Origin of the sequence: Orrella dioscoreae, assembly GCF_900089455.2 — a bacterium.
GTDB classification, from domain to species: domain Bacteria; phylum Pseudomonadota; class Gammaproteobacteria; order Burkholderiales; family Burkholderiaceae_B; genus Orrella; species Orrella dioscoreae.
The window spans coordinates 1,603,443-1,628,563 of sequence record NZ_LT907988.1 but is presented as its reverse complement, the minus strand read 5'-3'; the positions used below and the strand labels follow the sequence as shown (position 1 = coordinate 1,628,563).

Annotated in this window: 24 protein-coding genes and 1 other RNA gene; 22 read left to right on the top strand and 3 right to left on the bottom strand. The window is 68.9% G+C overall.

The window, feature by feature from the left end:
- The first annotated feature begins 99 nt into the window (after window positions 1-99).
- The 8 genes from ODI_RS07570 to ODI_RS07535 all read left to right on the top strand — a co-directional run bounded on the left by ODI_RS07570 (window position 100) and on the right by ODI_RS07535 (window position 10,225).
- Entirely contained in the window at window positions 100-1,299 is a 1,200-nt protein-coding gene (locus ODI_RS07570; protein WP_067759719.1) for an SfnB family sulfur acquisition oxidoreductase, read from the top strand.
- 9 nt (window positions 1,300-1,308) lie between these two features.
- The gene (locus tag ODI_RS07565; RefSeq protein ID WP_067759721.1) at window positions 1,309-2,256 is read left to right on the top strand and encodes a hypothetical protein; all 948 of its coding nucleotides are present in this window, start codon (window positions 1,309-1,311) and stop codon (window positions 2,254-2,256) included.
- A gap of 18 nt (window positions 2,257-2,274) precedes the next feature.
- Window positions 2,275-2,556 (top strand): acyl carrier protein, encoded by a 282-nt coding sequence (locus tag ODI_RS07560; protein WP_067759724.1) that lies wholly within the window; start codon window positions 2,275-2,277, stop codon window positions 2,554-2,556.
- 5 nt (window positions 2,557-2,561) lie between these two features.
- Entirely contained in the window at window positions 2,562-5,840 is a 3,279-nt protein-coding gene (locus tag ODI_RS07555; RefSeq protein ID WP_067759726.1) for a non-ribosomal peptide synthetase, read from the top strand.
- 19 nt (window positions 5,841-5,859) lie between these two features.
- A complete protein-coding gene (locus tag ODI_RS07550) occupies window positions 5,860-8,058 on the top strand; it encodes an iron-containing redox enzyme family protein (protein ID WP_067759729.1) in 2,199 nt (732 codons plus the stop codon).
- 22 nt (window positions 8,059-8,080) lie between these two features.
- Window positions 8,081-8,914, top strand: a complete 834-nt coding sequence (locus tag ODI_RS07545) for a ferredoxin--NADP reductase (protein ID WP_082985528.1) — start codon at window positions 8,081-8,083, stop codon at window positions 8,912-8,914.
- Window positions 8,911-9,705: a thioesterase II family protein gene (locus ODI_RS07540; RefSeq protein ID WP_067759734.1), complete on the top strand. Its 795-nt coding sequence runs from the start codon at window positions 8,911-8,913 to the stop codon at window positions 9,703-9,705. Before ODI_RS07545 ends, ODI_RS07540 begins: the two co-directional genes overlap by 4 nt.
- 127 nt (window positions 9,706-9,832) lie before the next feature.
- Window positions 9,833-10,225, top strand: coding sequence for a hypothetical protein (locus ODI_RS07535; RefSeq protein ID WP_067759736.1), 393 nt, complete (start codon window positions 9,833-9,835; stop codon window positions 10,223-10,225).
- 77 nt (window positions 10,226-10,302) lie between these two features.
- On the opposite strand, the gene ssrA is transcribed toward ODI_RS07535, so the two are convergent.
- Window positions 10,303-10,665: a transfer-messenger RNA gene (gene ssrA, locus ODI_RS07530) on the bottom strand.
- Between the two features lie 144 nt (window positions 10,666-10,809).
- On the opposite strand from ssrA, the gene ODI_RS07525 reads away from it, so the two are divergent.
- From ODI_RS07525 to ODI_RS07460, 14 genes are all read left to right on the top strand, one after another.
- A complete protein-coding gene (locus ODI_RS07525; protein WP_067759739.1) occupies window positions 10,810-11,103 on the top strand; it encodes a hypothetical protein in 294 nt (97 codons plus the stop codon).
- Window positions 11,104-11,120: 17 nt separating this feature from the next.
- A complete protein-coding gene (locus ODI_RS07520; protein ID WP_067759741.1) occupies window positions 11,121-11,510 on the top strand; it encodes a DUF2784 domain-containing protein in 390 nt (129 codons plus the stop codon).
- A gap of 64 nt (window positions 11,511-11,574) precedes the next feature.
- Window positions 11,575-12,393: a 2-keto-4-pentenoate hydratase gene (locus ODI_RS07515; protein ID WP_067759744.1), complete on the top strand. Its 819-nt coding sequence runs from the start codon at window positions 11,575-11,577 to the stop codon at window positions 12,391-12,393.
- Between the two features lie 104 nt (window positions 12,394-12,497).
- Window positions 12,498-12,920 carry a CopD family protein gene (locus tag ODI_RS07510; protein WP_067759746.1) on the top strand — a complete coding sequence of 141 codons (423 nt, stop codon included), beginning with the start codon at window positions 12,498-12,500 and terminating at the stop codon, window positions 12,918-12,920.
- Between the two features lie 52 nt (window positions 12,921-12,972).
- Window positions 12,973-14,598 carry a THUMP domain-containing protein gene (locus ODI_RS07505; protein WP_067759749.1) on the top strand — a complete coding sequence of 542 codons (1,626 nt, stop codon included), beginning with the start codon at window positions 12,973-12,975 and terminating at the stop codon, window positions 14,596-14,598.
- 456 nt (window positions 14,599-15,054) lie between these two features.
- On the top strand, window positions 15,055-15,840 hold the full coding sequence (locus ODI_RS07500) for an amino acid ABC transporter substrate-binding protein (protein WP_067759751.1): 786 nt from the start codon (window positions 15,055-15,057) through the stop codon (window positions 15,838-15,840).
- 76 nt (window positions 15,841-15,916) lie between these two features.
- Complete coding sequence (locus ODI_RS07495) at window positions 15,917-16,597, top strand: amino acid ABC transporter permease (RefSeq protein WP_067759848.1); 681 nt, start codon at window positions 15,917-15,919, stop codon at window positions 16,595-16,597.
- Window positions 16,594-17,394: an amino acid ABC transporter ATP-binding protein gene (locus ODI_RS07490; RefSeq protein ID WP_067759753.1), complete on the top strand. Its 801-nt coding sequence runs from the start codon at window positions 16,594-16,596 to the stop codon at window positions 17,392-17,394. The genes ODI_RS07495 and ODI_RS07490 overlap by 4 nt, the downstream gene beginning before the upstream one ends.
- Window positions 17,395-17,461: 67 nt before the next feature.
- The gene (locus ODI_RS07485; RefSeq protein WP_067759756.1) at window positions 17,462-17,998 is read left to right on the top strand and encodes an RDD family protein; all 537 of its coding nucleotides are present in this window, start codon (window positions 17,462-17,464) and stop codon (window positions 17,996-17,998) included.
- Window positions 17,999-18,087: 89 nt separating this feature from the next.
- Window positions 18,088-18,999, top strand: coding sequence for a UDP-2,3-diacylglucosamine diphosphatase (locus ODI_RS07480; protein ID WP_408635913.1), 912 nt, complete (start codon window positions 18,088-18,090; stop codon window positions 18,997-18,999).
- A 140-nt stretch (window positions 19,000-19,139) separates the two neighbouring features.
- The gene (locus tag ODI_RS07475) at window positions 19,140-20,834 is read left to right on the top strand and encodes an acyl-CoA synthetase (protein ID WP_067759761.1); all 1,695 of its coding nucleotides are present in this window, start codon (window positions 19,140-19,142) and stop codon (window positions 20,832-20,834) included.
- A 101-nt stretch (window positions 20,835-20,935) separates the two neighbouring features.
- Entirely contained in the window at window positions 20,936-21,457 is a 522-nt protein-coding gene (locus tag ODI_RS07470; RefSeq protein ID WP_067759763.1) for a gamma carbonic anhydrase family protein, read from the top strand.
- Between the two features lie 47 nt (window positions 21,458-21,504).
- Entirely contained in the window at window positions 21,505-22,443 is a 939-nt protein-coding gene (gene hslO / locus ODI_RS07465) for an Hsp33 family molecular chaperone HslO (RefSeq protein ID WP_067759766.1), read from the top strand.
- A 124-nt stretch (window positions 22,444-22,567) separates the two neighbouring features.
- Complete coding sequence (locus ODI_RS07460) at window positions 22,568-23,302, top strand: hypothetical protein (protein WP_067759768.1); 735 nt, start codon at window positions 22,568-22,570, stop codon at window positions 23,300-23,302.
- A gap of 58 nt (window positions 23,303-23,360) precedes the next feature.
- Here the strand turns inward: ODI_RS07460 and ftsB are convergent, their stop codons facing one another.
- A complete protein-coding gene (gene ftsB, locus ODI_RS07455) occupies window positions 23,361-23,717 on the bottom strand; it encodes a cell division protein FtsB (protein WP_067759770.1) in 357 nt (118 codons plus the stop codon).
- A gap of 113 nt (window positions 23,718-23,830) precedes the next feature.
- Window positions 23,831-25,117: a phosphopyruvate hydratase gene (gene eno, locus ODI_RS07450; protein WP_067759772.1), complete on the bottom strand. Its 1,287-nt coding sequence runs from the start codon at window positions 25,115-25,117 to the stop codon at window positions 23,831-23,833.
- Between the last annotated feature and the right edge of the window lie 4 nt (window positions 25,118-25,121).

Sequence of the window (25,121 nt, the reverse complement as noted above, 5' to 3'; positions counted from 1 at the left end):
CACCGATGAAATGGATGCGTGCCGATACTCCGCTCCGCGGGCCTCGTGCCCGGCGTTCGCGGCCGGTCGGCGTCGATTCGTCGGACACAGAGGCCCCACATGAACGCTCCCGTCATGAACGCTCCCATCCTGCTGGCCACGACCGCGGACGCGCTGGCGGCCGCCGCCGAAGTCGCCGCCGCCGTGCGGGCCGGCGCCAGCGAGCGCGATGCGCAACGCACGCCCTGCGACCAGGAAATCACCGGCTTCAGCGAGTCGGGCCTGTGGGCCATCACGGTACCCGCGCGCCACGGCGGCCCCGACCTGGGCTACGCCACGCTGGCGCAGGTCACGCGCCTGATCGCGGCCGCGGACCCCTCGGTGGCGCAGATCCCCCGCAGCCACTTCCACATCGTCGACCTGCTGTCGCTGGCGGGCGACGACGCGCAGCAGGACTTCTTCTTCAGCGAAATATTGCGCGGCAAGCGCTTCTCGCAGGCGGCCTCCGAGCGAGGCGGCAAGACCGCCATGGACATCTCCACGCGGCTCGAAACCCGCGGCGGGCGGCGCGTTCTGAATGGCCGCAAGTTCTACGCCACGGGCTGCGTCTTCGCCGACTGGATCGGGATCGTGGCGCGCGACGACCACGACGACCACGTCCAGGCCTTCATTCCCCGTCATTCGGCGGGCCTGACCATCGAAGACGACTGGACGGGCTTCGGCCAGCGCGGCACGGCCAGCGGCACGGTGTTGCTGGAAGACGTGGAAGTGGACCCCGGCCATGTCATGCCATTCGCCGACGTCTTCATCGAGCCGACGATGGTTGGGGCGGCCTCGCAGATATTCCACGCCGCGATCGACGCGGGCATCGGCGCGGAAGCGATGGCCGACGCGGTGAACTATGTGCGCACGCGCTCGCGGCCCTGGATCGACAGCGGCCTGGATCGCGCGGCCGATGATCCCTATGTGCTGCGCACCATCGGCGACATGCAGGTGCGGCTGGCAGCGGCCATCCAGGCCGTCGACGCCGCCGCGCGCCTGATGGACGCGCATCGCCATGACCTGGACGACGACCTGGTCGCGGAGATCTCGGTGGCCGTGGCGATCGCCAAGGTGCTCAGCACCGAAAGCGCCCTGTTCGCCACCAACAAGCTGTTCGAGGTCTCGGGCACCGGCGCGGTGCTGGAAAAGCTCAACCTGAACCGGCATTGGCGCAACGCCCGCACCCACACGCTGCATGATCCCGTCGCGTGGAAGTACCACGTGATCGGCAACTACGTGCTCAACCAGACAGCGCCGCGCAAGCACAACTACCTGTAAGGAGTTGCCGTGGACACCACGATCGCCGGCGTGGCCTACAGCCTGGGAGAAGACGCGCACGACTGGGACGATCTTCCCGACGTGGACGAGGCGCTGGCGCGCACGGGCCTGTCGCGCGAGCCCGAGCTCTGGGGCTGGGGCCAGTATCGGCGCACGCGCGGACAGCCCGTCGACCTCGCGGTGGCCAGCGCGCGACGCACGCTTGCCGAGACCGGCGTGATGCCCGGCGACATCGATGCCGTGCTGCTTTGCGCGGCTGTCTTTCCCGGCGGCGTGAACGAACATCGCGCCGACACCCACCGTTTCCTGAACAGCCTGGGACTGGACCACGCACCGCTACTGGGCTTGACGCTGAGCCGCTGCGCCACGCTGGTCTGCGGCATCCGCCTGGCCGATGACATGCTGGCGTCGGGACGCTATCGCCACATCCTGGTGGCATCCTTCGACGCCATTCGTGACGAACATGAGCGCCTGGCGTCGTTCGCGCTGTTCAGCGACGCGGGCGCCAGCTGCCTGCTCAGCCAGGAGGCCTTGCCGGGCTACCGGCTCGTTGCATCCGTCGCGGCCATGCAGGCCACGGCCGGCGCATCGGATGGCCTGGATGGCGGCGGACGGCTTGCCGCCCAGGCCAATCGCCAGCTCTCGCACGCCAGCCTGCAGCCCAGCCAGCTGGACAAGGTCTGCCACGACAACCTGTTCCTGCCCATCCTGTCGATGCGCGAGCAGATGGCTGGCTTCGCCAGGCCCCAGCTCTACCTGGACAACGTGACCAGGCTCGGGCACTGCTTCGGCTGCGACCCGCTCATCAACCTGGCCGACCACGCCGCTTCGTCCCCCTTGCCCGACGGGGTCCTGCTGGGCGTGTACTCGGGCACGCCAGGCGTGCGCGCAGGTCTCGTGCTGCAAGCCTGTGGCGCGAGCGCGGCGCGGCCGTCCCACCCACGATCCCTGTCCTGACCCACTGGAGCGCCCGCCATGCCTGCTTCCGCCGCCGACACCACAACGCTCACGTCCGTGTTGCAAGAGGAGATCGCCGCCGCGCTGGGCGTGCCTCACGCCGCGCTGCAGGAACCGGACACGCGCACGCTGCGCGAGCGCGGCCTGACCTCGCTGCAGGCCATTCGCGTCCAGTACCGCGTGGAGGAGCGCAGCGGCGTCCAGCTCGGCCTGGCCGATCTGCTCGATGCCAGCGACCTCCCGGCGCTCGCGCAACGGCTAGCCGGCGCGCCCACGCCCGCCCTGCCTCTCCAGGAGTAGTCACCATGTCCGGCTCCGTCCTCGACCGTCCCGCCCACGCTGCCCCGCCACACGCGCAAGCCGGCCCCTGGTTCCCGCTCTCGGCCATGCAGGCCGCCTACCTGGTCGGACGGGGCGATACCCTGGCACTGGGGCGCGTGTCCTCCCATGTCTATCACGAGATCCTGATGGAAGGCTGCGACCCCGATCGCCTGGAGGCCTCGCTGTGCGCGGTGGTGGCGCGCCACGAGGCACTGCGCACCATCATCGATCCGGAAGGCCGCCAGGCAATCCTGCCCATGCAGGACGTGCCGACGCCGCTCATGACCCGCCACGACCATGGCCGGGATGACGAGCTGGCCGCGCAGGCCGCCATTCACGCGCTGCGCCGCCGCCTGTCCGCGCAGGTTGCGCCGCTGGCGCGTCCCTGCGCGCTCGAGGCCGTCCTGGTTGCCCTGCCTGCCGGGCGGCACATGCTGCTGGTCAGCCACGAGGGCCTGCACATCGACGGCCTGTCCATGCAGATCCTCTTCGCGGACTGGGCCGCCGCCTATGCGCGGCCCGATGCCACGCTCAAGGCGCTGGCGCCCTGCGTGGCGCCCTACGTGGCCGCCGAGCAGCGCGAACGCGAGGGTCCGGGCTGGCGCCAGTCGCGCGATCGCTGGCTGAGCCGCCAGGCGCGCGACGGACTGCATCCGCCCCGGCTGCCCCTGGCCACCGACCCGGACAAACTGGCACAGGGCCTGACCGAACGCTTCGAGGCCAGCCTGGACGCACAGGCCTGGACACGTTTCCAGGCACATGCCGGGGCCGCCGGCGTGACGCCTGCCGCCGCGGTGTTCGCTGCCTATTGCGACGTGCTTTCGCGTTGGGACGGCACGCATGCCAAGACACTGAACGTCACCCTCGCCTACCGGCCGCCGGTCTCGCCGGACATCGATGCCGCCATCGGCAATTTCACGCGGCCGGTGCTTGCCACCGTCACCGGCACCCAACCGCGCTTCGACCTGCGCGCCAAGGCGGCGCAGGCCGCCTTGATGGAAGCCCTGGATCTGCGCCACTTCACCGCGCTGGATGCCGCCCGCCACCTGGCCAGCGCCTCGCCCGGCCAGGCCACGCTCATCGTGCCCTATACCTTCAACTTCGCGTTGGCCGACGCGCCCGGGCACGGCCCCCTGCAGGGCGTCGAGACGCTGGGCACGCACGTCCATGGCGTCAGCCAGACGCCGCAGGTCTGGCTCAACCTGTTTGTCATGCGCCAACGCGGCGGCATCGTGCTGCAACTGGATGCCGTGACGGGCCTGTTCGCACCCGGGGTGCCCGCCTGCGTGGCGGACAGCCTGGGCCGGTTGCTGGGCCGGCTGGCCGACTCGCCGCAAGCCTGGCAGGAGGCCGAATTCGACCTGCTGCCCGCCACGCAGCGACAGGCGCGTGAACGCGCCAACCGGACCGACAAGCCCGTGCCGGTCGAATCCCTGCACGCCGGCTTCCTGCGCCACACCCTGGTCGATCCGGGCCGGCCCGCCGTGTTGACCGCCAGCCGCGGCGTCACCCGCGGTGACTTGCTGGCGCAGGCCCGCGCCATCGCGCAGCGCCTGGTGTCGCACGGCGTGCAAGCGGGCGAACCCGTGGCCATCTGCCTGCCCAAGGGCCCCGAACAGGTGGCCGCGGTCCTGGGGGCAAGCCTGGCGGGCGCGGCCTACGTGCCCATCGCCACGGACTGGCCCGACGCACGGCAGGACGAGATCGCCAGACTGGCGCAGGCACGCGTTCTCGTCACCCGGGAGGATCTCCCGCTGGCAGCCCGTTACGCGGGCGAACGCCTGTTCGTCGAGGATCTCGCGCCAGACGGCGACCTGCCCAGGGTTGCCCTGGGCAGCGCGCCCGACCGCCTGGCCTATGTGCTGTACACCTCTGGCAGCACCGGCGCGCCCAAGGGCGTCATGATCGGCCAGGGCAGCGTCGTCAACCTGGTGCACGATGCGACCGCGCGATTCTCCGTGCAGGCGCGCGACCGCGCGCTGGGCCTGTCCGCCTTCCATTTCGACCTGTCGGTCTTCGACATCTTCGGCGTGCTGCACGCGGGTGGCGCGCTGGTGCTGCCCGACCCCGACAAGGCCGCGGACCCCGCGCACTGGCTGGACCTGATGGAACGCTTCGGCGTCACGCTGCTCAACACGGTGCCCGCCGTGGCGCAGATGCTGGTGGCGCATTGCGATGCGATCGACGCGCAGTTGCCCGAGACCCTGCGGCTCGTCATGCTGAGCGGCGACCGTATTCCGCCTTCCCTGCCGGGAGACCTGCGCCGGCGCAGCCGTGCGCGCATCGCCAGCCTGGGTGGCCCGACCGAAACCACGGTCTGGAACATCTTCCATCCCATCGACACGCCGGTGCCGCCCCACCTGAGCCGCATCCCGTATGGTCGCCCGCTGGCCAACAGCCGATATCACGTGCTGGATGCCGCCTTGAACGACTGCCCGGACTGGGTCGTGGGAGAACTGCACGCCAGCGGCGCCGGACTGGCGCAGGGCTACTGGCGCGATCCGCTGCGCACCGCCCAGGCCTTCATCACCCATCCTCGCAATGGCGAGCGCCTGTACAAGACGGGCGACCTGGGCCGCTACCTGCCCGACGGCAGCCTGGAGATCGTGGGCCGCGCCGACTTCCAGGTGAAACTGCACGGGCAGCGCGTCGAACTCACCGACATCGAAGCCCGCCTGGCCAGCCACCCGCTGGTACGCGCGTGCGCGGTCACCGGCCCTGCGCCGGACCATGACGGGCTGACCGCCCACGTGGTGCTGGCCGGGGACGCAAAAGCGCCCCCGCCCGACGTGGCGCAGCAACTCAAGGCCCATGTGGCCGCACAGCTTCCCGCCTACATGGTGCCCACTCGCGTGCTGGTGCGGGACGCGCTGCCGCTGTCGGAGAACGGCAAGGTGGACCGCCAGGCCTTGCACCTTCCCCCGGCGCCATCCGCCAGCGCCGCCGCGCCTGCATCGCCGCCGGACGCCTCGCCTGCATCGCCATCGCCGACCGCCGAGGGCGGCGATGGTGAACCCGCGCTGTCCGCGTTCGAGCAGGGCGTGGCCCGGATCTGGTCCGAACTGCTGAAGCGCGAGATCGCCGACCTGGACCAGAATTTCTTCGACCTGGGCGGCGACTCCATCAAGGCCGCTCGCCTCATGGCCCGCTTGCGCAAGGAGTTCGCCGTCTCGGCCTCGCTGGCGCAAGTCATGCAACACCAGACCGTCCGCGGCATGGCGCGCTTTGTCGCCGCCAATGGGCGCGCCCGCGCCACGCCGTGACACGTGAGGAGGTTTCGCCATGCTGTCCTTTCCCTTCGCCTGCCTTGACACCGCCCCTCCCCGCTTCAGCCCGGATGCCCAGGCGCAAGGCCGCGCCCTGCTGGCGTTGCCGCCTGCGCAACTGTTCCGCCGCTTCGTGACGGACAAGGAGTCGGAGGGCATGCGCTGGGCGGCCCTGGCGCTGATCGAGACCGTGCTGGACCAGATCCCGCCGCGTGACGCGCCGCTGCCTGACAGCCTGGCGGCGCTGGACGAGAGACTGCGCGCGCGCCGCGCGGACCTGGGCCAGCGCCTGCACGCGGTGCTCGAACACGACGGCAGGGCGCGCCGTGAATTGCTGCGCGAACGCGCGCCCGTCCGCGCGCTGAGCGGGGTCTGGCTGGATTCCGTCTCGCAACCCGCCACCCAGCCCGCGCCGCTCGTCAACCGGCTGTTCCGTGCGCGCTGCCTGGATCAACAAGGCGCGCCCGGCCGGCAGCCGCAATGGCAGCGGCACCACCACGTGCTGCTGGATAACGGCCTGGCCCTGCCCGAGCTCGCCGACCCGGCTTTCGAACGCGCCTGCCTGGCCGATACCGCCAGTTGGCTGCAAGCCTGTTTCCTGCAGGCCCTGGCGCTCTATGGCGCGCGCTGCCTGCCGGAGATCGCCGGCGTGCATTGGGCCTTCCACGCCTTGGCCGTCGACGCGGCGGTGGGCGGCCCGCTGGATGACGACGCGGCCGCGCGAGACGATGCCGCCGGACTGTTCCAGGCGCTGTTCGCGCAGCACGGCTCCGCTACGCCCGGCTGGCCGCGCGCGGCCCGCGCCGCGCTCGCCCTCGCGGAACTGGAAAGCCTGCAGGTCCAGGCCATGCTCACGCGTCTCTGCCGCCAGGCTCGCCGCAACCTGGATGAACGGGTCGCCGAGATCGTGGCCCGCCATGCTCCCTATGCCGGCAAGCAACACGGCAAGGTGAAAGTGGACGGCGAAACGCTGGCCGACCGCTTTGCCAGCCCGGACTTCGATCCGCACGCCTTCGTGCGCGCCTTCAAGGCATCGCCATACGTCCGCGCGCGCGATCCGCGGCAGCCCTGCCGCTTCATGGGCGCCATCCAGTTCGGCGGTCCGATGTTCGGCGTCTTCGACGCGGACGAGACCATGACCTTGCAGGCATGGTCGCTGCAGGCCGCCAGCCCCGAAACCCTGCAGCCGCCGGCCAACCACGACATGCCGCAGACGGCCTGGGACGCGGTGTTGGCCGCCCTGCCCGCGCATCCCGGCTTCGACACCCTTGCAGAGACCGTAGCGCCGGCGCCGAGGCAGTTCTTCCATCGGCTCGTCAACATCGAGCAGTTCCCCGCCGTCCTGCCCATGGCGCGGACACACGCCGAACAGGGCTTGTCGGCGGCGGCGGCGCTGCTGCATGCGCCTGGCGATGGCAGCGCCTGGCGCCATACCGACGCGCGCGCGTTCCCCTATTCCCGCGACGCGCTCTATGCGCGCTTCGACGCGATCTATCACGACAAGCTGCTCGGCCCCATCGCCCCGCTTGCCGAGATGCCGGATGCCGAAGAGGTCGTCTTCACGCAGAAGACCTTTGCGCTGGGCAACCTCATCGACGGCGCCTGGGCCTATCGCAGCGCCTTGCGGGGCAGGCACCTGCGCGCCGCCGACAGGGCGCTTTTCGCCATCTACGCGGACGAGATGGGCCAGGGCGACGTCGCGCAGAACCACATCCAGCTCATCCACCAGGTGCTGCGCTCCATGGACGTGCACCTGCCCCACATCGCCAGCACCGACTTCATCGAGCAAGAGGAACTGCTCGACGAGATCTATCCCTTCGCGCTCTACCAGCTTTGCCTGGCGCAGTTCCCGGACAGCTACCGCCCCGAGATCCTGGGCTTCAACCTGGGCATCGAGATGTTCGGCCTGGGCGAACTGCGCCTGCACGAGATCGAGAAGCTGCGGCGGTGGGGCTACGACACCGCCTACGAAGTCACCCACCTGTCGATCGACAACTATGGCTCGGGCCATGCCCGCAGCTCCCTGGACGCGGTGGCCGACCATCTCGACCAGGTGGCGCTGTCGCTCGGGCCCGAATCCGCCGCGCAGGAATGGCGCCGCATCTGGACGGGCTATGCGTCGTTCGCCCAGTTCGTCGAACGGATGCCCACGCCGCCCGCCGCCCCGCAATCGCCGGCGCGGACCGGACATGCGCCCCTGCACGCGCCCGCCTGACACCGTCACGGAGACCGGCACCATGCACAATCACACCCTGGAACGCGTGACGAACATCCGCCACTGGAACGACCGGCTCTTCAGCGTGACGACCACGCGCCCGCCCGGCCTGCGCTTCGAAAGCGGCCACTACGTCAGCCTGGGCCTGGCCGCACAGGACCAGCTGCAGGCGCGGCCCCACAGCGTGGCGAGCGCGACGCGCGATCCGTATCTCGAGTTCCTGAGCCACGCCACGCCCGCCGACACGCTGGGCAGCCGCCTGCAGGCCTTGCGCGTGGGCGATCCCGTCCTCGTCGGGCGGCAGTCGGGAGGAACGTTGCGCCTCTCCGACCTGCGTCCAGGCAAGCGGCTCTACCTGCTTGCCACCGGCTCGGGCGTCGCGCCCTTTCTCAGCATCATCCGCGACCCGCAGGCCTACGAGGCCTTCGACACGATCGTGCTGGTGCATTGCGCACGCGAGGTGAGCGGGCTGGCCTATCGCCACTACATCACCCAGGCGCTCGCCGGCCGGCAGGATTGGCGGGCACGCGGCGCCTTGCGCTACGTCCCCACCGTGACCCGCGAACCCTTCGAACGCCAGGGCCGCATCACCACGCTGATCCATTCCGGCGAGCTGGCGCGCGAACTCGGCCTGCCGCCGCTGAACCCCGAGCACGATCGGGCCATGGTCTGCGGCAGCAAGACAGTGCGCGAGGCGCTTTGCGCCATGCTGGAGGGTTTCGGCTTGCGCTGCCGGCCGGAAGCCGGGCCGCCCGGTGACTACGTCTACGAAAGGGGCACGCCGGCGGCAGCCCGCCCCGCCCCGGCCCCGCGGCCGCCGCGCCGGCAGGCCATGCCGGCAGGCGCCGCGCCATGATGCCGGCCCATGCCTGCCCCACCACGGAAGCCTCGTGCTGGGCACCGCTGCGCCCGGTGGAGAATGCCGCGGCCACCCTCTTCCTCTTTCCCTACGCCGGCGGCAGCGCGCAGTCCTTCCTGCGCTGGATCGAGCACCTGCCGCCGCAGTGGTCGGTGCTGGGCCTGCAGATGCCGGGACGCGGCACCCGCTGGTCGGAGGCGCCCCTGCGCCATATCGGGGATGCCCTGGCCGAACTCGTGGCCCAGCAAGCGCAACACCTCGACCGCCCCGCCTTGTTCTGGGGCCACAGCCTGGGCGGCATCCTCGCCTATGAAGCGGCGCGCCACTGGCGCCAGCTTGCGCGCGCCGGCCGCCAGGCGCTGGACATCCAGGCGCTGGTGGTCTCCGCGTGTGTCGCCCCCAGGTACTGGCCCGGCCAACGCGGCAACTCCGTCGTCATCTCGGGCAGGCAGGACCTGGTCAACGCGCTGCGCCGCTACGGCGACACCTTCCTGCACATGATCGAGGACGAGGAACTGCTGGACTTCGTGCTGCCCACCGTCCAGGCCGATTTCGAGGTCGTCGAGTCCTATGTCTATCCCGGACCGGCGCAACTGGACGTCCCCATCCTGGTGTTCCACGGGGAGGAAGACCAGACGGTCGACGCACGCAAGGCCTCGGACTGGCGCGAGGAAACCCAGGCGGATTGCCAACTGCGCGGCTTCGCCGGCGGCCACTTCTTCTTCGTCGAGCATGAAGCCGAAGTCGTCGAGGCCCTGAACGCCTTCCTCTCCACGCAGCGCGGATGAGGCGGCGCCGGCATTGAGGTCGCGCACGGCCGGCATGACAGTCCCTGCCAACTTTGGCAGGATTTGCACACAGCGTGCATGCCTGGTGCTACGATGCTTTGACCTTCAATCGACCGGCCCGCCGCCAATGAAAAAAACGTCTCAAGCGGATCCGCGTTCATCCCCTTCGCCACTGCCGCCGGAAGACGCGCCCCGCACGCCGGTCGGCATCCTCGATCGGCTGCGCAACACGCCGCTGGGCGCGGCCGACAATCGGCTTCGGCTCGGCCTCGCCGTGCTGGCCTACGCGGAGGGCGTGCTGGTCGTCGAGACCGAAGGCTTCACCCACGTCACAGGCCGCTTCACGCCCGAGGCCGTCCAGGTCAGGTTGGCGGACGGCAGCCTGCTCATCGATCTCTGGCACGACTCGGGCAACTCGCTGCGGTTCGCCGTCGATGAAGACGAACTCGAAGAGGCTGGCGCGTATTTCTCCGGTTATGGTTTTGCCGTGACGGATCTGCGCATGCTGCGGCAAAGCTGAGCCTTGCGCCGCGGGAAAAAGAAAATGGCCAGTCCCGGGGGACTGGCCATTTGCTGGGCACCAATTGGAGGGTGTTCTGGTGGAGCCGGGGGGAATTGAACCCCCGTCCGCGAGCCCTCTGCAGGCAGTTCTACATGCGTAGTCGATTTATTTCGTTTTAACCCCGGACTTAGCCAACCGACAGGCCGGACCGGAGCGATTCACATCGTTTTAAAGCCTGACCGTGTGACCCGGCCAGACCCGATTCCCTGTGAATAACGTTGCTGTGGGTGTTACCCCACCTGACCCAGGGACAAGTCAGTGCAACGGCTCACCGCTTAAGCGGCGAGAGCGAAACGCTCGTCGTTGGCGTTTGTTTGTTTCCAGTGGTTTTACGAGCGTACTGGGGCTCGGCATGCCCTGCTCTGTTTCGCGACCCACGTCGAATCCGGATCGGCCCCAGATCGGTCATTGTACTCCCAGCCGGCCGCGCGCGCGAATAAGGCCGTGGGACTAGCGTCTGGTTACAACAGCCGGCACGCACGGCGCGGCGGCGGCAGGCCGCGCAGGTAAGATGGCCCGCAACGCAACTCCTCCTTTCCCTCATGCAATCAGAAGGCACTTTCCAATGGCTGGGCGAGTTGCTCGGCGGACTGATCCGGCTGATCGTCGACGCCCTGCGCTTCGTCTTCGGCGGACTGGCGGAAGCTATCAGCGACTTCTCGGCGGGCGTGGCCGCTGCCATGGGCATGCAGCCCAGCCTCTTCAATTTCGCGCTGCTGGCGCTGGGCGTGGCCATGCTGCTGGCGGCGCTGCGCGCCTTCGCCGCGCGCGGCATCGTGGCCGGCATCGTCTGGGCCCTGCTGGCGCTGCTGGTCCTGAGCGCGCTCATCGGCTGAGCGCTGCCGGGCACGCCATGCTCTACAAGACCCTGGCCGATCTCGTCCTCATCCTGCACGGGCTTTTCATTGCCTTCGTGATCGCGGGCGCGCTGCTCCTGCCGTGGCGCCCCCGGCTGGCCTGGCTGCACCTGCCCGCGCTGACATGGGGCGCCCTGGCCATGCTGACGGGCTGGATCTGTCCGCTCACGCCGCTGGAGAACGACCTGCGTGCGCAGGCGGGCCAGGCCGGATACTCGGGCGGATTCATCGAACACTACCTGCTGGCCGCGATCTATCCGCAAGGCCTGACGCGCACCGTGCAGGTGGGCCTGGGCGTGGGCGTCGTCACGCTGAACGCGGTGCTGTACGGCTGGCTCTGGCGGCGCGTCCGGCGCCAGCGTGGCGAGGCGCGCGGCCCTGTGTAACAATGCCCTGGCGCCACGCTGCTGCTACGCCCCTCCACTACAACCGACGAGACAAGCCGCCTCCATGACCGCCGACGCCCGCAATCCGCTCACCGCCGAACAGATCGCCGCAGCCTTCCGCCAGGGCCGCCTCAGTGCCACCGCCCTGGCCGCCTATCCCGGTGACGTGACGCCGGCCACGCTGGCGGCCGCGTACCACATCCAGGACGTGGCGCTGGCCGCCTGGCCCGGCCCCGTCGGCGGCTGGAAAGTGGCCGCGGTGCAGCCGCAATGGCGTGAACAATTCCCCGCCGAGCGCCTGGTCGGTCCCGTGCTGGCCGGCAACGTCTGGCAGACCGACAGCGCCCAGGTGCCCGTGGTGGAAGGCGGCTATGCCGCCGTGGAAGTGGAGTTCGCCATCCGCATCGCCAAGCCGGTGCCGGTCGGCATGCACTTCGAACGCCCTGCCGAGATCGGCGACTACGTGGGCGGCGTGCACGCCGCCATCGAACTGGCCGGCAGCCCGCTGAAGAACCTGAGCCCGCTGGGGCCTGGCGCCGTCATCAGTGATTTCGGCAACAACGCCGGGCTGGTGGTCGGCGACGAGCTGAAGGATTTCTTCTCGCAGCCGCTGGAAAACTGGACGACCCGCATTTCCATCAACGGCCAGGAAGCGGGCGCCGGCGACGCGGCCCGCATCCCCGGCGGCCCGGTCTCGGCGCTGCTGTTCCTCATCAACACCCTGGCGGACCGCCGCATCGCCCTGAAGGCGGGCGACTGGATCTCGACCGGCGCCAGCACCGGCATCCATCCGGTGGCCGTCGGCGACACCTTCGAGGCCCATTTCGCCAATGCCGCCCGCATCAGCGGACGCATCGTGGGCGCCACGCCCCAGCCGGCCTGACGCGCCGGATGCCGCGCCACGCCGGCGCGGCGCACGCAGGCGGACCTCGGTCCTGGCGACGCTCTACAATCCGGGCTTCGCCTAGCTGATATCGAAGGACCGCCATGTTCTGGGTCAAAACGCTGCACATCGTCTTCGTGACGTCCTGGTTCGCCGGCCTGTTCTATCTGCCGCGCATCTTCGTGAACCTGGCGCAGCAGGGCGACCCGGCGGTGCAGTCCTGTTTGCTGGGCATGGCCCGCCGCCTCTATCGCTTCACCACGATCCTGGCGATTCCGGCCGTGCTGTTCGGCCTGTGGCTGTTTGCCGGCTATGGCATCGGCATGGGCGCTGGCAATGGCTGGATGCACGCCAAGCTCACGCTGGTTCTGGTGCTGATCGGCTATCACCACGGCTGTGGCGTGCTGCTGCGCAAGTTCGAGCGCGGCGCCAACACCCGTTCGCATGTTTTCTACCGCTGGTTCAACGAGTTGCCGGTCCTGCTGTTGCTGGCCATCGTGGCGCTCGTGGTCGTCAAGCCGTTCTGATTGATTCTGTCCGGACCGCGCGCGCGGTTCGTCATTTTTTCGAGTCCTGCCCATGTCCTCCCAAGATGCGGATCCTCCGCGCAAAACGCTGTCGCTGAAAACCGTCAAACGCAGCGCCACCCCGGCCAGCGACGATGACGGCCCGCGCAAGCGGACCGGCGCGCGCGCGCGCCAGGTCGCGCAGCAGGTGCGCGTGAAGGAACAGTCATCGGCACGGCGCGCGGACGACACGCCCGCCCCGCGCCGCAGCGACGCCGCTTCCGCCGGCCCCCCCACGCGCGCGCCGCGCGAAGGCGGCAGGCCGCTGCGCAACATGCAGCGTGACGGACAGCGCGAAACGCGCCGCGACACGCGCCCTGCTGGCGGGACGGGTGCCGGCCCCCGTCCCGCCCGGGTGCACGACGATGCGCCCGTTGCCGCGTCCTGGGATGACCTCCTGGAAGACGAGGCAACCCAGGACGCCCGGCCGGCGCCGCGCCCGGCACCGCGTGCGCACGCCGCCGTTCGTGCCCGCGACGACAGCGAGCGCTACACCGTCTTCGCTCCCTGCCCCCAAGGCATGGAAGAGGCGCTGACCATCGAGCTGCAGGCCCTGGGCTTCGAGGATGCGCAGGCGGACCGCGCCGGCGCCCGCTTCACCGCGGACTGGACCGGCGTCGAACGCGCCAACCTGTATTCGCGCCTGGCCACGCGCGTGCTGGTGCAGGTGGCGCACGCGCCGATCCAGCACGAGGACGACATCCTGGAACTGGCTCGCGCCACGCCCTGGGAACGCTGGTTCGGGCCCGAGCACACGCTGCGCGTGGACACCTCGGCCATCCGCAGCCCCATGAAGAGCCTGCAGTTCTGCAACCTGCGCGCCAAGGACGGCATCTGCGACCGCCTGCGTGACCGCGAAGGCGAGCGTCCCAGCATCGACACCGTGCGCCCCGACGCGCGCGTGCATCTCTTCCTGACCGCCGAGACCGCCACGCTCTACCTGGACACCTCGGGCGAATCGCTCTTCAAGCGCGGCTGGCGCCTGGACAAGGGCGAAGCCCCATTGCGCGAGAACCTGGCCGCCGGCCTCCTGGCGCTGGCTGGCTGGGACCCGGCCGCGCCGCTCATGGATCCGTTCTGCGGCAGCGGCACGATCCTCATCGAAGCCGCCTGGATCGCCCTGGGCGTGCCGCCCGGCATTTCGCGTCCTTTCGGTTTCGAGCGGCTGCGCGACCATGACAGCCGCGCCTGGGATCGCCTGCGCCAGGAAGCGCGGGCGAATGTGCTGCCGCAGCTGGAGGCGCCGCTCGTGGGCATCGACCGCGACCCTGCCGCCATTGCCGCCGCGCAACGCAACGCCGAGCGCGCCTGGCTGTCGGCCGAGACCATCCGCTTCGAGGTGGGTGACGCGCGCACGGCCCAGCCGCCCGCCGACAGCGGCTGGATCGTGACCAATCCGCCCTATGGCGAACGCCTGGACATGCACGCGCAGGAAACGCTGTGGCCGGAGTGGGCCGCGCAACTGAAGCGCCACTATGCCGGCTGGCACCTGAACGTCATCACCAGCGACCTGAAATTCCCGCAGGCCTTGCGGCTGAAGGCCCACCGCCGCACGCCCGTGCACAATGGCGCGCTGGACTGCCGCCTGTTCGCCTTCGACCTGGTCGAAGGCAGCAATCGGCACAAAGATGGTGCATGAATTCGTTGTCACGGTGCAACGTCGCGCTGCGACGCACCAAAAGATTGCGTTCCAAAAGGGTTATCCCTATAATTCGGGTTAACCCTAGACGACAGCATCAGTGCGCTGTTTTCCAGACGGAGGGGTCCACGGCACGCCTCGACACGGTGCATGCAGTGACCAAGCGAAACAACGCTACCTGCCGTCTGACAAAGGTCTTAAAGTATTCCGCAGTACAGAATTCTTGCAGTAAGCGTTATTGCAGTGAGCCGTTTTTCCCCTTGGGGGCTGCCAAGGCCCCTTTTTAAGCCCATCGGTTTCGATGGGCTTTTTTTTCGCTTTTTTCTGCCGCCCGAGCACATTCACTAATAACTTATAGAAATTAAACCAACTGAAAATCGTCGTTGTTGGCAGAATGGGCCATTGCTACAGTGAGCGCATCCTTTCCCGGGCAGCCGCCCTTTTCGGAGCCTCGCGATGATTTCCCTTTCCTTCCGCAGCGTGCTGGCCGCCGGCCTCCTTCAGCTTGCCGCCCTGGGCGTGGCCCATGCCCAGTCGGGCCTGAACGATATCCGCAAGGCCGGCGTGATCAAGATCGGCACCGAGGGCACTTATGCCCCCTTCAGCTTCCATCAGGACGGCAAGCTCACCGGCTTCGACGTCGAGATCGGCCGCGCGATCGCCGAACGCCTGGGCGTGAAAGCCGAATTCGTCGAAGGCAAATGGGACGGCCTGATCGCCGGGCTGGATGTGAAGCGCTACGACGCGGTCATCAACCAGGTCGGCATCACCGAAGCCCGCCAGGCCAAGTACGACTTTTCCGACGCCTACATCACCTCGCCCGCCGCGCTGGTGGTGCGCAACGACAACACCAGCATCAAGACCTTCGAGGACCTGAAGGGCAAGCGCTCGGCCAACACGCTGACCAGCAATTTCGGCAAGCTCGCGCAGTCCTACGGCGCCGAGATCGTGCCGGTGCAGGGTTTCAACGAATCGGTGGACCTGCTGCTGTCGCGCCGCGTGGACGCCACCGTCAACGACAAGCTGTCCTACCTGGACTTCAAGAAGCAGAAACCGAATGCGCCGGTGCAGGCCGTGGCCTATGCTTCCGGCAAGGACGTGAACGCCTCGGGCGTGCTGCTGCGCAAGAACAACCCCGAACTGCGCGACGCCATCAACAAGGCCCTGAAGGACATCCGCGCCGACGGCACCTACAAGAAGATCTCGGAAACGTATTTCGGCGTCGACGTCTCGACGCAATAAGACTTCCCCTGCCGCAAGCCCTTACCCAAGCAGGTAGCGCCCGCCCCGCATGCCGACCGACACCGTGACATCGGTGGTGCCGGCCTGGCTGCAGCTGATGGCAGATTCCTTCTGGCCATTGCTGCAGGCAGGACTGGAATTCACCGTTCCTCTTTCCCTCCTGTCCTTCGCCGCCGGACTGGCCCTGGCCTTCTTGGTCGCGCTGATCCGGCTGTTCGGCCCCTGGCCACTGGTCCAGCTGGTGCGCTTCTACGTCTGGCTGATCCGCGGCACGCCGCTGCTGGTGCAGCTCTTCGTGATTTTCTACGGTCTGCCCAGCGTGGGCATCGTGCTGGATCCGCTACCCGCCGCGCTGATCGGCTTCACGCTGAACGTGGGCGCCTACAACTCGGAAGTGATCCGGGCGGCCATCGAATCCATCCCCAAGGGCCAGTGGGAAGCCGCCTATTCGCTCAGCATGTCACGCGGCCAGGCCATGCGGCGCACGGTGCTGCCGCAGGCCGCGCGCGTGGCCGTGCCGCCGTTGGCCAACTCCTTCATCTCGCTGGTCAAGGACACCTCGCTGGCTGCGGTGCTGACCGTGCCCGAAATCTTCCAGCAGGCCCAGCGCATCGCGGCCGTCACCTATGAACCGCTGGTGCTGTATGTCCTGGCGGCGCTGATCTACCTGCTGTTCAGTTCGGTGCTGTCGGCCGCGCAGACACGGCTGGAGCGGCGCTACGGCCAGCACGCCACCTTCGCCGGGAAGTTGCGATGATCGGACTGCAAGGCATCGTCAAGCAGTTCGACGGCAACACCGTGCTGCACGGCGTCGACCTGGCCATTCCCGAAGGCAGCGTCACCTCGCTGATCGGGCCCTCGGGCAGCGGCAAGAGCACGCTGCTGCGCTGCGTGAACCTGCTGGAAGTGCCGGAGCGCGGCGCCCTGCAACTGGGCGAGGTGTCGGTGTCGTTCACCGGCGCGCGGCTGCCGGCCGAGACGCTGCAACAGGTCCGCCGCCAGACCGGCATGGTGTTCCAGAACTTCCAGCTGTTCCCGCACCGGACCGCGCTGGAAAACGTCATGGAAGGCCTGGTCACCGTGCAGAAATGGCGCCGCGCCCAGGCCCGCGAACGCGCCATGCAGCTGCTGGAGAAGGTCGGCATGGCCGCCAAGGCAGATGCCTGGCCCGCCACGCTCTCGGGTGGCCAGCAGCAGCGCGTCGCCATCGCCCGCGCGTTGGCGCCCTCGCCGCGCGTGCTGTTGTGCGATGAACCGACCTCGGCGCTGGATCCGACCCTGGCCGGTGAAGTCGTCGACGTGCTGCGCGCGCTGGCGGCCGAAGGCATGACCATGCTGATGGCCACGCACGACCTGCGCCTGGCCGCCGCCATTTCGCAGCAGGTGGCCTTCCTGGAGAACGGCGCGCTGGTCGAGGCCGGCACGCCGCGGCAGTTGTTCCAGGCCTCGACCCACCCGCGCACGGCGGCCTTCGTCTCGACGCTGGCCGGCAATGCCTTGCCGGCGGATTGGGCCGAGGCGGGGGCGGACCAGCCCGCCCCCGCCTCGCCTTGAAGTCCTGCGCCAGCGCAAGGAAAGCGCAAGGCCAGGCGGCGGTTTTCCGGGATAATACGTCCCCATCATGAGCCAGACCGCCCCCATCCTCGATGCCACCGCCCCCGTGCCCGGGCGCCTGCGCCGCTTCGCCTGCATGATGTACGAAGGCGTGCTGCTCTTCGCCGTGGTGTTCCTTGCCACCTATCTCTTCGATACGCTGACCCAGAGCCGGCACGGCCTGACGCTGCGCCACGCCCGCCAGGCCATGGTGTTCCTGGCCATCGGCGCCTACTTCCTGCTGTGCTGGCGCATGGGCGGGCAGACCCTGCCCATGAAGACCTGGCACATCCGCCTGGTGGATGCGCGCGGCGCCATCCCCGGCCTGGGCCGGCTGGTGTTGCGCTACGTGCTCATGTGGGTGCTGCCGCTGGCGGCCGCCGCCGGCGTCTGGGCCCTGTCGGCCAGCACGGGCTGGGCCTCGGCCAACAGCCTCATCGTCTTCACCCCGTTCATGAACTTCCTGGGCACGTGGGGCGGCCGCGACGGCGGGCAATTCCTGCATGACAGGCTGGCCGGCACGCGCCTGGTCAGCACCCAGCCCGCGGTCCCCGCCGCAGCCTGATGCCGCCTTGCGGGGACGCCCTCCCGGGGTCCCTGTCATAAGCCCGTCACCGCTCGGTCACAGGGTGGTCACCGCAAAATGGTTCCATAGTGGACAAGCCCCCACTACAGGAAGCCATCGTGACCTCCCCCAAGATCACCCACTGGCGCACGCTCTGGATCTCCGACATCCACCTGGGTACCTCCGGGTGCAAGGCGGACTTCCTGCTCGATTTCCTGGAGCACAACCAGGCCAAGACCCTGTATCTGGTCGGCGACATCGTCGATGGCTGGGCGCTGCGCCGCAGCTGGCACTGGCCCAGCTCGCACAACGACGTCGTGCAGAAGATCCTGCGCATGGCGCGCCACGGCACCCGGGTGGTCTTCATCCCCGGCAACCACGACGAATTCGCCCGGGACTTCATCGGCTACGCTTTCGGCGACATCGAGATCCAGGACGAGGAAATCCACCAGACCGCCGATGGCAGGCGCCTGCTGGTGCTGCACGGCGACCAGTTCGATCACGTGATCCAGCACGGCAAGTGGCTGGCCCACGTGGGAGACCGGCTCTACACCTTCGCGCTGTGGCTGAATAACCACTACAACGCCTTGCGCCGCCGCCGTGGCCTGCCCTATTGGTCCCTGTCGCAATACCTGAAGCACAAGGTCAAGAACGCCGTGGCCTTCATGACCGACTTCGAGCAGGCGCTGGCGGGCTCCGCCCGCGAGCGCGGCCTGGACGGCGTGGTCTGCGGCCACATCCACCGCCCCGAGATCCGCGAGGTCGAGGGCGTGCTGTATTGCAACGACGGCGACTGGGTGGAAAGCCTGTCGGCCCTGGCCGAACACCACGATGGCAAGCTGGAATTGCTGGATTGGTCGCACGTGCCGGTGGAACGCCTGGGGCGCCAGCAGGCGGCTCGGCCCCACACGCCGCGCCCGCTGGCCCTGCCCGCGCTGCCGTCCTCGCTGCGCCGCCACGGCAAGCATCCGTACAAACCCTTAGACAATGCGGGAAGCTGAGCCGCGTTCTTGCAGTTAGCGGCCTCCTGGGTCATGCTTGCACCTTGAAAGAACGTCGGCGCGGGCGCCGGCCCTGGCCTTGGCGCCCGGCTCGTGCCCGTGACCTCCGCAAGGTGTAACCCGCGCTGCTGCACAGGGCCATGACCGACCAATACCAGGCGCTCTACCACTCGTTTCGCTGGCTGGTGCCGCCGGCCTTCAATATCGCCCAGGCCTGCTGTCATCGCTGGGCCGACAGTTCGTTGGACGCCCGCCGCATTGCCCTCTACATCGAGGACGAAGCCGGCAACCGGGAAGTCTGGACTTACGCCCGCCTGGCCGAAACCGCCAACCAGCTCGCCAACGGCCTGGTCCGCATGGGCGTGGGCCGTGGCGACCGCGTGGCGGTCGCGCTGGGGCAGCGCCCCGAAACCGTCGTCGCCCACATCGCCATCCACAGCGTGGGCGCCGTCGTCCTGCCGCTGTCCCCCTTGTTCGGTCCCGATGCCCTGGAGCAGCGCCTGCGCGACTCGGAAGCGCGCGTCGCCATCGTGGACGACAGCTCCTGCGCCAACCTGCTGGCCGCCGCCGACCGTTGCCCCGCCGTGCGCCAGATCATCGGCATCGACGTCAAGGACGAACACATCCTGCCGTGGCGCTCGCTGCTGGCGCGCCAACTGCCGCATTTCCGCCCGGCCAATACCCGCGCCTCGGATCCCGCCATCCTGCTCTATACCTCCGGCACCACCGGCGCGCCCAAGGGCGCCCTGCTGCCGCACGCGGTGCTGATCGGCAACCTGCCCGGCTTCGTGGCCTCGCAGGACTGGTTCCCGCAGCCGGGCGACGTCTTCTGGTCGCCCGCGGACTGGGCCTGGACCGGCGGCCTGATGGACGCGCTGCTGCCCAGCCTCTATTTCGGCACGCCCATCGTCGGCGCGCGTGGCCGCTTCACCCCCGAGCGCGCCTTCGAGATCCTGGAACGCTACCGCGTCACCAACACCTTCCTCTTCCCCACCGCGCTGAAGATGATGATGAAGGCCGTGCCCGAACCGCGCGCGCAGTACCGCCTGGCCTTGCGCAGCATCATGAGCGCGGGCGAGAGCGTGGGCGAGGCGGTCTTCAACTGGTGCCGGGACGCGCTGGGCATCACGCCCAACGAGATGTTCGGCCAGACCGAGATGAACTACCTGATCGGCAACAGCGGCCAGAAGTGGCCCGCACGCGCGGGCAGCATGGGCCGCGCCTATCCGGGCCACCAGGTCGCGGTGCTCGACGAGCTGGGCCAGCCCGTGAAGACGGGCGAGGTCGGCGAGATCGCGCTGAACCGCCACGACATCCACGGCCATCCCGACCCCATCCTGTTCCTGGGCTACTGGCGCAACGAGCCCGCCACCCAGGCCAAGTTCTCGGGCGACTGGTGCCGCACGGGCGACCTCGCCAGCATCGATGCGGACGGCTACTTCTGGTACGCCGGCCGCGCCGACGACGTCTTCAAGACCTCGGGCTATCGGGTGGGGCCGGGTGAAATCGAGAATTGCCTGATCGACCACCCTGCGGTCGCCAATGCCGCCGTGGTGCCCAAGCCCGATGCCGAGCGCGGCAACGTGGTGAAGGCCTATGTCGTGCTGACCCCCGACTATGCCCAGCGCGACCCGGCCGAGCTGACCGAGCTGCTGCAGGCGCACGTGCGCACGCGGCTCGCGCCGTACCAGTACCCCAAGGACATCGAGTACCTCGACGCCCTGCCCATGACCGCCACCGGCAAGGTGCAGCGCCGGGTGCTGCGCCTGCGCGAGCAAGGCCGTGCAGGCCTGCCCGCCGGCCTCCCCCCGCTGACCACTAGCACGCCAACCTGATCGCCCCTCGCCGGCAGCCCCTGCCGGCCACGCAGCCGGCCTCCCCGGGCCGGCTTCTCCTTTCCCCTTCCAGACCGCGGCCACGCGGCAGACCACGAGACATGGCCATCTATCAACTGAACGCGCAGACCCCCACCATCCATGAAGACAGCTTCGTCTTCGAATCGGCCGACATCATCGGCGACGTCACGCTCTGTGCGGGCGTGAGCATCTGGTCGCAAGTCACCATCCGCGGCGACAACGAGCCCATCGTGATCGGCGAAGGCAGCAACATCCAGGAATCGAGCGTGCTGCACGTGGACAAGGGCTCGCCCCTGACCGTGGGCAAGCACGTGACGGTGGGCCACCAGGCCATGCTGCACGGCTGCACCATCCAGGATGGCGCCCTGATCGGCATGCAGGCCATCGTGCTGAACGGCGCGGTGATCGGCCGCAACTGCCTCATCGGCGCGGGCGCCATCGTGCCGGAAGGCCGCGAGATTCCCGACAACTCGCTGGTCATCGGCATCGGCAAGGTCGTGCGCGAGCTGTCCGCCGACGAGATCGCCAACATGCACAAGAACACCCGGCATTACGTCGAGCGCGGCCGGGAATACCGCCAGCAGCTCAAGCGCATCGGCTGAGGGCTCATCGGGGGAGTGGCCGCAGGCGGATCGGCTAACATCCTCCCATGACCGATACGCTCAAGAAATACCTCTTCGAAGACCGCCAGGTGAAGGTGCAGATCGCCGAGTTGCGCGACACCTGGCGTCATGCCCAGTCGCACGTCCAGTATCCGCCCACCGTGCGCAAGCTGCTGGGCGAACTGGTGGCCGCCGCCACGCTGCTGGCCGGCAACCTGAAGCTGGACGGCTCGCTGGTGCTGCAGATGCACGGCGACGGCCCGATCTCCCTGCTGGTGGTGGAATGCCGCGGCGACCTGAGCCTGCGCGCCACCGTGAAGCTGCGCGAAGACCATGAACTGCCCGAGGACGGCACGCTGCAAAGCCTGCTGAACACGCATGGCAAGGGCCGCTTCATCGTCGTGCTGGACCCGCGCGACAAGCTGCCGGGCCAGACCGCCTACCAGGGCGTGGTGCCGCTGGAAGGCGAGACCGTGGCCGAGGTGCTGGAGCACTACATGCTGGCCTCCGAGCAGCTGGACACCCGCCTGTGGCTGGCGGCCGACGACGCCAAGGCCACCGGCGTGCTGCTGCAGCGCCTGCCCGGCGAAGGTGGCCACGGCACCGACACGCAACTGGCCAGCAACGACCTGGACGCCTGGGACCGCGCCTGTCACCTGGCGGGCACGCTGAAGGCCGAGGAACTGCTGTCGACCGACAGCGACACCATCATCCGCCGCCTCTTCTGGGAAGAAAGCCTGCTGGCCTTCGAGCCGCTGCCCGTGCGCTGGCATTGCCCGTGCTCGAAGCAGAAGGTGGCCGACATGCTGCGCATGCTGGGCGCCAAGGAAGTCGAATCCATCCTGGAAGAACGCGGCAAGGTCGACGTCACCTGCGACTTCTGCGGCAAGCCCTATTCCTTCGATCCGGTGGACTGCGCGGAACTGTTCCTGGGCGACCCGCTGAAGCCCGCCGAAGACGGCAGCGGCACGCCGACGCTGCACTGACGCGCGGATGACGCCGGGCGGCGCGCCTGGCGCCGCAAGCTCGTCCTGACGCCGCCCGCGCACGAACATCCGTCGCGGCAAGCCCGCATCGACGCGGGACCAGGCCTTGCGCAGACTGTCCGTCATGCGCCCGCTCCCCTCCCTTCCTCCTGCCTCGCATGGCGCGGCCATGATCGAGTTCACGGTCGCGGCCACCGTGCTGCTCGGGCTTGCCCTGGCCGCACTGGAGACCGCGCATTGGCACCGGACGCGGCAACTGCTGGGCGTGGCGCTGCTGGAAGCGGCGCGTGCCGGCAGCACGGCGGGGCTGGCGCCGGGCAGCATGGCGGATGCCTTCGAGACCGGCTTGCTGCCGCTCTATGCCACGGCCTCCCCGACCGGCGCACGCGCCCGGCTGCGCCAGGCGCATGTCCGGCGTGCGCAGGCCGCTGGCCTGCCGGCCTGGCGCATCGACATCCTGTCGCCGCGCCGCGCGCATTTCCTGGACTTCAACGGTGGCAATCGCAGCGGCGGTTTCCACGCCGCCCCGGTGGACGCGCTGTCGCCGGACTACCTGCCTGAACGCCACGCGGCGCATCGGCAACGCTGGCCCGGCGGCCGGGGGCCCCGCTCGGGCGACACCGTCTTCGACGCCGCGGTGCTGCATCTGCGACTGCGTTACCTGCATGCGCCGCTCACGCCCGGCCTGGGCGCGCTGGCACGGGCCTTGGGCAGGGAACGGCGGGATGCCGAAGGCCAGGCCATGGCACGCGCGGGCCTGCTGCCCATCGTGCTGGAGTTGCAGCTGACGATGCAGAGCCTGTCGACGTGGCCGGCAGACTGGTCGCAGGCACAGGGAGAGATCGTGATGGCGCCTTGAACCTCGCCACGACACCCACGACAGGCCTGCAGCAAAAAACCCGCCAGAGGCGGGTTTGCTATCGCGGCGCCTGGCGCGCAGGGGGCGCGGCAGCCCCAGGTTTCTTCGGCGGCGGCGGCGCCGTGATCTGGGGGGGCGCCACGCCCGGCGGCAGGATCTGCACGAAGGCTTCGCCGTCGCGCATCATGCCCAGTTCGCCGCGTGCGCGCTCCTCGACGGCTTCGGTGCCGTCGCTGAGATCGCGCACTTCGGCGTCCAGCGCCGCATTGCGCGTACGCAAGCCGTCATTGACCTCGCGCTGCGCCGCCACCTGGCCCTGCAGGTCCCAGACCGTGAACCAGCCGCCCTTGCCCAGCCACAATGGGTACTGGATAAGGCACAACAGGGCAGCCAGGACCAGGAATAGCAAACGCATGGTTTAGCGCCCCCCCGAGGCGCTGCGCGCCTCCCCCCCAGGGGGGCGGCGCTGGTGGACCGGCAAAGCCGGCTCCGCTGCGCCCTGGATTGGAGCGAGCATCACGTGAGGGGTCAGCGGAGGTTGTAGAAGGCTTCGCGGCCGGGGTAGTGGGCGACTTCGGCCAGCTCTTCCTCGATGCGCAGCAGCTGGTTGTACTTCGCCATGCGGTCCGAACGCGACAGCGAACCCGTCTTGATCTGCATGGCGTTGGTGGCCACGGCGATGTCGGCGATGGTGGAGTCCTCGGTTTCGCCCGAACGGTGCGAGACCACGGCGGTGTAGCCCGAACGCTTGGCCAGCTCGATGGCGGCGAAGGTTTCGGTCAGCGTGCCGATCTGGTTGATCTTGATGAGGATCGAGTTGGCCACGCCCTGGTCGATGCCCTGCTTCAGGATCTTGGTGTTGGTGACGAAGAGGTCGTCGCCCACCAGCTGGACGCGCTTGCCCAGTTGGTCGGTCAGGAGCTTCCAGCCTTCCCAGTCGTTCTCGGCCATGCCGTCCTCGATCGAGATGATCGGGTACTTGTCGCACCAGGTGGCCAGCAGGTTGGTGAACTCCTGAGCCGACAGCGACACGCCGCCTTCGCCGGCCAGGTGGTACTTGCCGTCACGGAAGAATTCCGAGCTGGCGCAGTCCAGGCCCAGGGCGATCTGCGAGCCGGCTTCATAGCCGGCGTTCTCGATGGCGCGCAGGATCAGCTGGATGGCCGCTTCGTGGTTGGCCACGTTGGGGGCGAAGCCGCCTTCGTCGCCCACGGCGGTGGACATGCCCTGGTCGTGGATCAGTTTCTTCAGGGCGTGGAACACTTCGGCGCCCATGCGCAGCGACTCGCGGAAGCTGGTCGCGCCGATCGGCAGGATCATGAACTCCTGCATGTCCAGCGTGTTGTTGGCGTGCGCGCCGCCGTTGATGACGTTCATCATCGGCACGGGCATGCTCATGGCGCCGCTGCCGCCGAAGTAGCGGTACAGCGACAGGCCGGACTCGTCGGCCGCCGCTCGGGCGACGGCCATGCTGGCGGCCAGCAGCGCGTTGGCGCCCAGGCGTTCCTTGCTTTCCGTGCCGTCCAGCTCGATCAGGGTGCGGTCGACGAAGGTCTGTTCCTGGGCATCCAGGCCCATCAGGGCTTCGGACACTTCGGTGTTCAGGTTTTCCACGGCGCGCAGCACGCCCTTGCCCAGGTAGCGGGCCTTGTCGCCGTCGCGCAGCTCGATGGCTTCGCGCGCGCCGGTGGACGCGCCCGAGGGCACGGCCGCGCGGCCCATGGCGCCGGACTCCAGCAGCACGTCGCATTCGACGGTGGGGTTGCCGCGCGAATCGAGGATTTCGCGGCCGATGATGTCGACAATTGCACTCATGATC